This is a genomic window from Roseibium sp. (assembly GCF_025698965.1).
Lineage (GTDB): Bacteria > Pseudomonadota > Alphaproteobacteria > Rhizobiales > Stappiaceae > Roseibium.
The window spans coordinates 1-8,822 of sequence record NZ_JAILWL010000271.1 but is presented as its reverse complement, the minus strand read 5'-3'; the positions used below and the strand labels follow the sequence as shown (position 1 = coordinate 8,822).

Annotated in this window: 8 protein-coding genes; 7 read left to right on the top strand and 1 reads right to left on the bottom strand. The window is 56.8% G+C overall.

Annotated features, from left to right (window positions below; translation table 11 throughout):
- The 5 genes from K5905_RS20275 to K5905_RS20255 all read left to right on the top strand — a co-directional run.
- A partial coding sequence (locus K5905_RS20275) for a class I tRNA ligase family protein (RefSeq protein ID WP_297586983.1) occupies positions 1–917 on the top strand: 917 nt, incomplete at its 5' end.
- 22 nt (positions 918–939) lie between these two features.
- Positions 940–1,476 carry a signal peptidase II gene (lspA, locus tag K5905_RS20270; protein WP_297586981.1) on the top strand — a complete coding sequence of 179 codons (537 nt, stop codon included), beginning with the start codon at positions 940–942 and terminating at the stop codon, positions 1,474–1,476.
- Between the two features lie 77 nt (positions 1,477–1,553).
- Positions 1,554–2,252 (top strand): hypothetical protein, encoded by a 699-nt coding sequence (locus tag K5905_RS20265; protein ID WP_297586979.1) that lies wholly within the window; start codon positions 1,554–1,556, stop codon positions 2,250–2,252.
- A 226-nt stretch (positions 2,253–2,478) separates the two neighbouring features.
- Positions 2,479–3,846 (top strand): pitrilysin family protein, encoded by a 1,368-nt coding sequence (locus K5905_RS20260; RefSeq protein ID WP_297586978.1) that lies wholly within the window; start codon positions 2,479–2,481, stop codon positions 3,844–3,846.
- A gap of 3 nt (positions 3,847–3,849) precedes the next feature.
- The gene (locus K5905_RS20255) at positions 3,850–5,175 is read left to right on the top strand and encodes a pitrilysin family protein (protein WP_297586977.1); all 1,326 of its coding nucleotides are present in this window, start codon (positions 3,850–3,852) and stop codon (positions 5,173–5,175) included.
- A gap of 43 nt (positions 5,176–5,218) precedes the next feature.
- Here K5905_RS20255 and K5905_RS20250 read toward each other — a convergent pair whose 3' ends face one another.
- Positions 5,219–6,769: an EAL domain-containing protein gene (locus K5905_RS20250; protein ID WP_297586975.1), complete on the bottom strand. Its 1,551-nt coding sequence runs from the start codon at positions 6,767–6,769 to the stop codon at positions 5,219–5,221.
- A 357-nt stretch (positions 6,770–7,126) separates the two neighbouring features.
- Between K5905_RS20250 and K5905_RS20245 the strand changes: the two genes are divergently transcribed.
- Together K5905_RS20245 and K5905_RS20240 are read left to right on the top strand one after the other, a co-directional pair.
- Positions 7,127–7,951, top strand: coding sequence for a hypothetical protein (locus K5905_RS20245; protein ID WP_297586974.1), 825 nt, complete (start codon positions 7,127–7,129; stop codon positions 7,949–7,951).
- 144 nt (positions 7,952–8,095) lie between these two features.
- Positions 8,096–8,822 (top strand): sigma 54-interacting transcriptional regulator (locus K5905_RS20240; protein ID WP_297586972.1); only part of this gene is annotated, 727 nt, incomplete at its 3' end.

Sequence of the window (8,822 nt, the reverse complement as noted above, 5' to 3'; positions counted from 1 at the left end):
TTTGGGTGGCCTCGACCGACTACTGGGAAGACCAGCGCCTCGGACAGGAAATCATCAAGACCAATGTCGACAGCTATCGCAAGCTGCGCAATACGCTACGCTGGATGCTCGGCTCGCTTGCCCATGCAACAGGTGAAGAGGTCGCCATGGCAGACATGCCGGAGCTGGAGCGACTGATGCTGCACAGGCTGGCCGAGCTCGATGTCATGATCCGCGAAGCCTATTGGGAGTTCGACTACAAGAAGGTCTTCCATCAGCTCTTCACTTTCATGACCGTTGAGCTTTCAGCCTTCTATTTCGACATCCGCAAGGATGCGCTTTATTGCGACGCAGATACGTCCACGCGCCGGAAGGCATCCCTTTATGTGATCGACAAGCTGTTCAACTGCCTGGTCACATGGATGGCGCCCATGCTGCCGTTTACAATGGATGAAACCTGGGTGTCCCGCTATGGTGAAGACACTTCGGTTCATCTGGAGCAGTTTCCGTCCGTCCCGGGCGAATGGAAGGACGACACGCTTGCGGCCAAGTGGGCGAAGATCAAGACCGTGCGCCGCGTCGTGACCGGTGCCCTGGAGATCGAGCGCCGGGAGAAAAGGATCGGATCCTCGCTTGAAGCACATCCGATCGTGCATGTCACAGATCCGGATCTGATGGCTGCGCTCGAAGGCAAGGACATGGCCGACATCGCGATCACCAGCCAGCTCACACTCACGGCAGACGCCGCTCCGGAAGGTGCCTTCACCCTTGACGACACCAAAGGTGTCGCCGTGGTGCCGGCGCTTGCGGAAGGCAAAAAATGCGCACGATCCTGGAAGATACTGCCGGAAGTCGGGACCGATCCTGAATATCCGGATGTCACGTTGCGCGACGCGGCGGCCTTGCGCGAATGGGATGCCGCTCACGCGGCTGCCTGATTGGCAAAGGAATTGGTTCAAAATGCACGAGCAGGAAAATACGGCTGAACTGATTGCCAAACGACCCCTCTTCTGGGGTCGTTTGAGCCCGGCCGTGCTTCTGCTCGCGCTGATTTGCGTGGCGATCGATCAGGGCAGCAAACTCTGGCTTGTCTACGGCTTTGACCTGGGAACAAACGGTCCGGTTCAGCTGTTGCCGATTCTCGACATCGTTCTGGTATGGAATCGCGGCATCTCCTACGGCCTCTTTCAGCAAAACAGCGATCTGGGACGCTGGTTACTGGCCACACTGACTGTCGTCATCACCATTGGCCTGTGGATCTGGTCGGCCAGATCGGAATCGAAACTGGTTGCGGTTGCGCTCGCCCTCGTGATCGGTGGAGCGGTCGGCAACGGCATCGACCGGCTGGCGTTCGGCGCTGTTGTCGATTTCGTCTATTTTCACGTCGGCTCCTTCTCCTGGTACGTCTTCAACCTCGCAGATGTGTGGATCGTTGCAGGTGTGGCCGGTCTCCTGTATGACAGTTTCAGAAATGGTCCTAATTCAGCCGCAAAATAGCGGTTTAAGGCTGGACTGACGGATTGCGGGTGACGATTCGCCGGCATTTTCAAAAAGCAATTGAGGAGTCTGCTGTGGTGCGGACGATTGTAGGCTGGGTAAAGAATTCTGCGGTGCTGGCGCTTTTGGCCGGTCTGGCCGCCTGTCAGGCTGCGGATGGAACCAACCAGGCGCCGGATGTTGCCCTTGTCAATTCCGTAATGAAGGGCCTCGGTGCGGTCGATCCGAACGAAAAGCCGATCGAATACAAACCGCGTGCACCGCTGGCCATGCCTTCAGAACCGGCAAAACTTCCTGAGCCGGAGACTAGCGTTGCCGGTGTCAATTCCGAAAACTGGCCCAAGCAACAGGAAAACCCGCAATATAAGGAGCTGAAAGAGCTCTATGCCGGTTCCGGCCGCATGCAAAGCGAGCCGTTGACGCCAGAGCAAATGCGCGGTTTCCGCATCACCGGAGTTACCGGGTCTCGCGACCTCGCGGCCGAGCGCCGGGACAACGAAATTACAGAGGGCTCGACGCTGACTCGCGCCGAGCAGAATGAAGAGTGGGAACGCCTGCAGAAACTGAAGGCACAGCAGGCCGGACTTGATGAAAACGGACTGACGACACGCCGGTACCTGACGGAGCCGCCCTCCGGTTACAGTACGCCATCGCCGGATGCACCGATGCCTGATGTCGTTGCCAAGGGCAAGCGGAAGCCGACCAATTACGATCAGTACGATTCCGCACCACTCGATCCAAGGTGTCTCGAAGGTCAATCTCAGTATTGTAACTAGTGAATTGGCGGCTCGGCCGCCTATGACAAAAATGTAATGAGACCTTCGGGCCTGGCTTCCTATATGGAAGAAAGGGTCCGGAGGTCTTTTTACTTTTCAGGACCAGAAGCGGGAGTTGCACGTGAACCCACCCAAGATACTGTGTCAAAGTTTTACCCCATCCATCCTCAGGCATTCAGCCAGTTTGCTGCTGTTGCCTGCGTTTCTCCTCGGAACAACCGCCTTATTGCCATTAGAGGCCGCCAAAGCAGAAGCTGTTGTCACCAACGAGATCGTTATTGCTCCAAATCTTGAAAGCTTCACACTTGATAACGGGCTTCAGGTCGTGGTCATCCCGGACCGTCGTGCCCCGGTTGTCACGCATATGATCTGGTACAAGGTCGGATCAGCGGATGAACCGGAGGGTCAGTCCGGTGTTGCCCATTTTCTCGAGCATCTCATGTTCAAAGGCACCAGCAACTATCCGGATGGCGCCTTTTCAAGAATGATCGCTGCACGGGGTGGTCAGGAGAATGCCTTCACGAGTACCGATTACACGGCTTATTTCCAGCGGGTTGCCAAAGAACATCTACCACTGATGATGAAGCTGGAAGCCGACCGGATGGAAAACCTGACCCTGACCGATGAGGTTGTGGCTCCGGAACGGAACGTCGTGCTTGAAGAACGACGTTCACGGGTCGACAACGATCCCGGCTCGAGGCTCCGCGAGGCGCTGAATGCCATTACATTTGTCAATCACCCCTACGGGTCACCTGTTATCGGCTGGCAAAGCGAAATCGAGGCGTTGAACAAGGACTCCGCCATCGCTTTTTACGATCGTTTCTACACACCCAACAATGCTGTCGTCGTGATCGCCGGAGATGTCGATGTGGGCACCGTCCGGCAGCTCGCGGCGGAAACCTATGGCACAGTCGCCAGGCGCGCCGAGCCGGGTCCGCGTATCCGGCCGACAGAACCGCCCCTGTCAGGGGAACGGCGGATCGCCGTTTCCGATCCGCGTGTGCGCCAGGAAACAATCTCCCAGACGTGGGTCGTGCCGAGCCAATCGACCGGTATCGAGCAAACGCCAGAGGCGCTTGACGTGCTTGCCTATATTCTCGGAGAAGGTCCTTCGAGCCGCCTGCACAAGTCACTGGTCCTGGATCAGGAGGCCGCAATCGGCGCTGGCGCATACTACCAAGGCAGAGCTCTGGACAATGGCCGGTTCGGGCTCTACGCGGCGCCCCGCCCCGGTTACACGCTTGAAGATATGGAACGGCTGATCGGCATCGAACTTCAGAAAGTGCTGGATGCCGGCGTCAGTGAGGAGGAAGTCGAACGCGCGCAAAACAGCATGATTGCAAGTGCGATCTATGCTCAGGACAGTCAATCGGGTCTGGCACGTCTCTTCGGTGGCGCCTTGACGACAGGACAGACGATTGAAGGGGTCCAGACCTGGCCTTCCCAGGTGAAAGCCGTAACGCCTGAAGACGTCGTGAGCGCGGCCCGCAGCTACCTGACCGGCCTACCGGTGATCGGAGAGTTGCGGATGGATATTCCGACCGACCCGGCAGCCTCCCTCACCGAGACGTCCGAGCTCAAGGACAGGTCCTGATCCATGGCACATATAAGACCAATCCGGGAATTCCTTCCCGTAACCGTTCTGGCCTTCGTTGCCGTTGTCGGATTCAGTCGTCTGGCGCAGGCGGTGGAAGTCCAGAAAGTTGTCAGCCCGCAAGGTATTGAAGCCTGGTTGGTGGAAGACCACACTGTTCCGATCATCGCAATGAATTTCTCCTTTGAAGGTGGCTCGGCACAGGACCCGAACGGCAAGGAGGGGGTCACACGCCTGCTTGCCGCAACCCTTGATGAAGGCGCCGGTGATCTTGTTTCTGAAGATTTTCAGGCGCGGCTGGAAGAGTTGGCTGTCAGTATCAGCTTCAGCACGGGCAAAGACAGATTCTACGGCAGCTTGCGCACCCTGACGCCAACCTTGAACGAAGCCGTTGATCTTCTGGCCAGTGCCGTGAATGAACCGCGATTTGACGATACGCCCGTCGAACGCATGAAAACACAGTTGACTACCCAGGCAAGGCGCAACCAAAGCAGCCCTGACGCCATAGCCGGACGGTCCCTGGCCAATGCGATGTTCGGGAAACATCCCTATGCCCGTCCGACAATCGGCACCGCCGAAACACTTGAAGGTCTCACACCGTATGATATCCGCGCCCAGTACGAAAAACTGCTGGCAAAGAACGACCTGACCATTGGTGTGGTTGGAGCTATCAGCGCGGACCAGCTCAAACCGATTCTGGATGAGGTTTTCGCACCTCTGCCTCAAAACGGCGACCTCGTTGCCATTGCCGATCTGGCTCCCGAATTCGGCAGCGAGATCCACCAGGAACTTGCCGTGCCTCAAACAACAATCCTGCTCGGCCTGCCAGGCATTACCCGTGACGATCCCGACTACCAGGCCGCTTATGTGATGAACCACATTCTCGGCGGTGGCACCTTCACTTCGTGGATGTATGAAGAAGTGCGCGAAAAGCGTGGCTTGTCGTACGGCGCAAGCACGTCGCTCTCACCGTATCGGCATACCGGTCTTCTGATCGGTTCCGCGTCAACAAAAGCAGAGCGATCGGAGGAAACCGTCGCGGTCATGCTTGATCAAATTCACCGCATGGCATCGAAAGGCCCGACGGAAGAAGAGCTGAAATCCGCCAAGCAATTCATCACCGGTTCTTACCCGCTTCGTTTCGACAGTTCCGGCAAGATTGCCCGGCAGTTGGTGGCCCTGCAGAATGCTGATCTCGGAATCGATTATTTTGAACGGCGGAACAGTGAAATCGACGCAGTGACGCTGGATGACGTGCAACGGGTCGCCAAGCGGCTGCTTGCGGAGAAAAAACCAACCATTGTCACGGTCGGCCCTAAACAGGGTTAGAAACCGCACATTTTAAATGGTGAAGTTAAGCAGCGGCGGGTCTTCAACCTGCCGCTGTTTTTCTAGGTCCTGGCGCAGGAGTGCCTTGCAGCACTTCTGCCCTGACCGGCCGTGGTGGTGAGAACAGATTTCCCTGGGCCAGTCTGACGTCGTAATCCAGCAGCTCAAGAACCTGAGACTCGGTTTCCACGTGATCCGTGATCAGCTCCATGCCATATCGGTGCAGAAGATCGCCAAAATCAGACGGGTGAATATGCCCGTGATTGGCTTCGCGGCGTCCAATCAGATAATCCGCATGCAGCTTGCCGTACTTGAACCCGCGACCGGCCAGCGAATTGAAATCCATCTTCATGTCGGAGATCTGGTCGATGGAGAAACGGAAGCCGACATCGTAGAGCGCGCTCAGGCTTTCCAGTTCCATCGCTCCCATCTCGGCAACGTCGCCTTGCGAGAATTCAAATACCAGGACATCTGCAAAATTCTGGTTGGCTTTCACGAACTCCAGAAAACCGGGAAAGAAAGTCTCATCCACAAGGGACAAGGAAGAAATGTTGCAGAACAGAACGGCATTCCGGTTGCGGGAGGTCAAACGGCGGATAACCTGAATGGACCGGAACAGCAGCAAATTGTCGATCCGGGCGATCTGCCCGGACTGAACGGCTTCAGGCAGGAAAACCGAAGCCTCAACCGCGTTGCCGTTTGCGTCGCGAAGGCGTGTGAATGCCTCGTAGTATTTCACCTGTCGCTGCGGCAGCGTCACGATCGGCTGCAGGTGAAGCTCAACCCGGTTGGCGTTGAGTGCAGAGGTAATGAGTTCCCGCATGGCCATGTCCGGCGGCCGCGTGTCGGACCTCATCACCGACTGCTCCTGAGGCGACCTGACCGGAGGGGCCGGGTGCGCGGTGGCTCCGGAGGCCTGTGAGCCGTTCTGGGGATAGCCTATGTCGTCCGACTGTCGCGGCGCATGTACACCATATCTGTTGTCCCAGCTGTCCATATCACGACGTGTACCAGAATCTGCCTGATAGGGAGCACCGTTGGCAGGTGGTTCAGCTTGGTAGGACTGCGAGTGTTGCAAGGGAGACGGCTGCGCGGGCGGTTGCTGTGCGGTCCCATGGTCCGGAGCAGCCGGATATGCGCCCCTAGGACCTTGGACATATCCCTGAACCTGTTGAGGCGCCTGAGGATGGTGCGGCAGCCCTGGAGCATGCGGAGGCGGCGCCAATGCCTGTTGGTCTTCTACCCTCGTCTCCAGGTCGGACATGGCTTCGGCCATCTGTTTGACCAGGGTCCCCAGAACTTCCACTTCCGCAAACAAGGGATCAATTTCGGCTCTGGTGCGGCGGGGCATGGTGTGCTCCATACCCGTGAGACGCCCTTCAAGATTACCGACATCCTCGTCAAGGTCGGTCATTCGATCTTCTAGCCGGTCGACGGCTTCGCTGACGGCCCCACGATCACGCGCGCGGCCGATCAGAAGGTGAATGAGGATCATCGTGCACATGAGGGCAAGCGACAGCGAGACCGCCTCGCCAAATGGACGGCCAAACTGGAAGATGAGCACTGTCGCAGACGACAGCGCTATCACACCCATGCATATTGCTACAAAAATGGTCCCTGTACGGCCCATGGTCTCTGAATGTTCCGACCCGAATCAAAAGTTACCGGTTAATCATGCCTTAAGAAACTGCTGCCTCCGAATCCACAACCGGCATTCCGACGATGAAACCGTGACTTGTCCCCGACTATGCGCCTTTCGACGTAAAAAATCTGCGTTTCGCGATGCCATTGCTCTCACACCGTCAACACAAAGGCAATTCCAGTACACATTGGTCCACAATGTAGCAGTCTCCTTACCTTTTTGGCTTTGCAATCAATTGGGACTTCGGTAAACTTACTGAAGGGAAAATTGTCGTGGTGCATTTGAAGTAACCTCTGAGAGGGGACTGGTATGCATGCTGCCGAACAGGTTTCCAAACGCCCTTTGCCGCGCACCGCAAAGCGCCGATCTTCAGATCTTTTCTCACCACCCCGAAGACCCGACAGCCAAGAGATCGGACATCACACCGCACGTGACGCGGACGCCGGCCCAGCCTGCGAAGAACCTGTTTCTGAAGAGCAGATCAGAGCCGCGCTCGATAATGCTCTCAACAGTCCCGAATTCCAATCGGCGCCGCAACTACGGGCGTTTCTGAATTTTGTAGTTCAGGCCGCTTTGAACAAAAATCGCCAGAAAATAAAGGGATACACGATTGCAATCGAAGCATTGGGGCGCCCTGAAGACTTCAATCCGGTCACCGACCCTATCGTGCGGGTAGAAGCTGCCCGGCTACGCAGACGGTTGGCCAAATTCTATGACGGGTCGGGCGGGTCCGAACCGGTTCGCATCACCATTCCAAGGGGAAGTTACGCCCCAAAATTCAACAATGTGGAGCCGGTTTCCATCTTCGAGCCGACAGGTACTCCTCTTCCGGGGGGCAAGCCCGAGACGGCAGACAAAACTCTACCACCGAAACAGTTCAGAGGTTTCTTTGGTCCGCTTCGCGACGAGGAAGACGACGCTGCAACCATGTTCGACGGGGTCCCTTCCCTTCCGCACAACCAGTCTCTTACTCAAGACGAGTTTCAACCTTCCGCATCTCCTGCAACAGCCAACGCGCAGACTGATGTAGACGCAACTTTGCAGCCCCAGCCACGACCGGGGGTCTCGATTCCCCTGATGGTTACAATCGGTCTGATTTGTTTTGCAGGAGGCTATCTGGCAGGGGTGCTTTAAGCCCGAATTTCTCTCTTTCGAACCCGGCAAACCGCAAATTGCGTCATCTGACAACGGTTTGTTTACCCTGTTCGGAGAATTATCAGGGTGACGAATCTTTCGATAATCGAATGACCCGGTTCGAGCGATGGGAGTTACCCAGTAATGGGGAGTAACGAGGGCAACGCATTGCCTGTAATTGTACGTGTTTTAGACGCATCGGCTTCTGAAGCTGCCCGTACATCCGCTGTCTGCGCAAAATTGTCGACGTCCTGTACAGATCCGATCCTGTACACGGAGTCCAGTTCCTGTCTGCAGGACCTGGCCGACAAATCCACCGACATTCTCATCATCGATCTGGAAACGATTGGCGGCGACGAAGCCCTGGTCGCCTATGCGGTACGCTGCCCCAAATCCGTTATCATCGCCGTTTCCGCGAAGGGATCCGTTTCGCGGGCCGTCAGCGCCATGCGGTCCGGAGCCCATGATTTCCTGACCAAACCGTTCTCCCTGGACGCATTGGCTTCCAAGATATCCTTCCAGCTGAAACAGCGTCGCCCAAGCTCGCCTCCTGCGGTTGCAATTGACGTGGTCGAGGAACAGCCGGCCGCACATGAACCTCAAACGCTCATGCCCGGTTCCGCTGCTGTTGCCGGAACACCGGAGCCGGTGGGCGTGAACCGGCTGGTGGGGGTTTCCGTGCAAATGCGCGATATCCACGATCAGATTGCACGCATGGCCCCGTCCCAGGCACCGGTTTTCATCACGGGGGAGTCCGGGACTGGCAAGGAACTATGCGCCAGTGCGGTTCACAACTTGTCAGACCGGCAGCCGAACCGCTTCGTCACTCTTAATTGCGCCGCAATACCGCGGGACCTGATCGAAAGCGAAA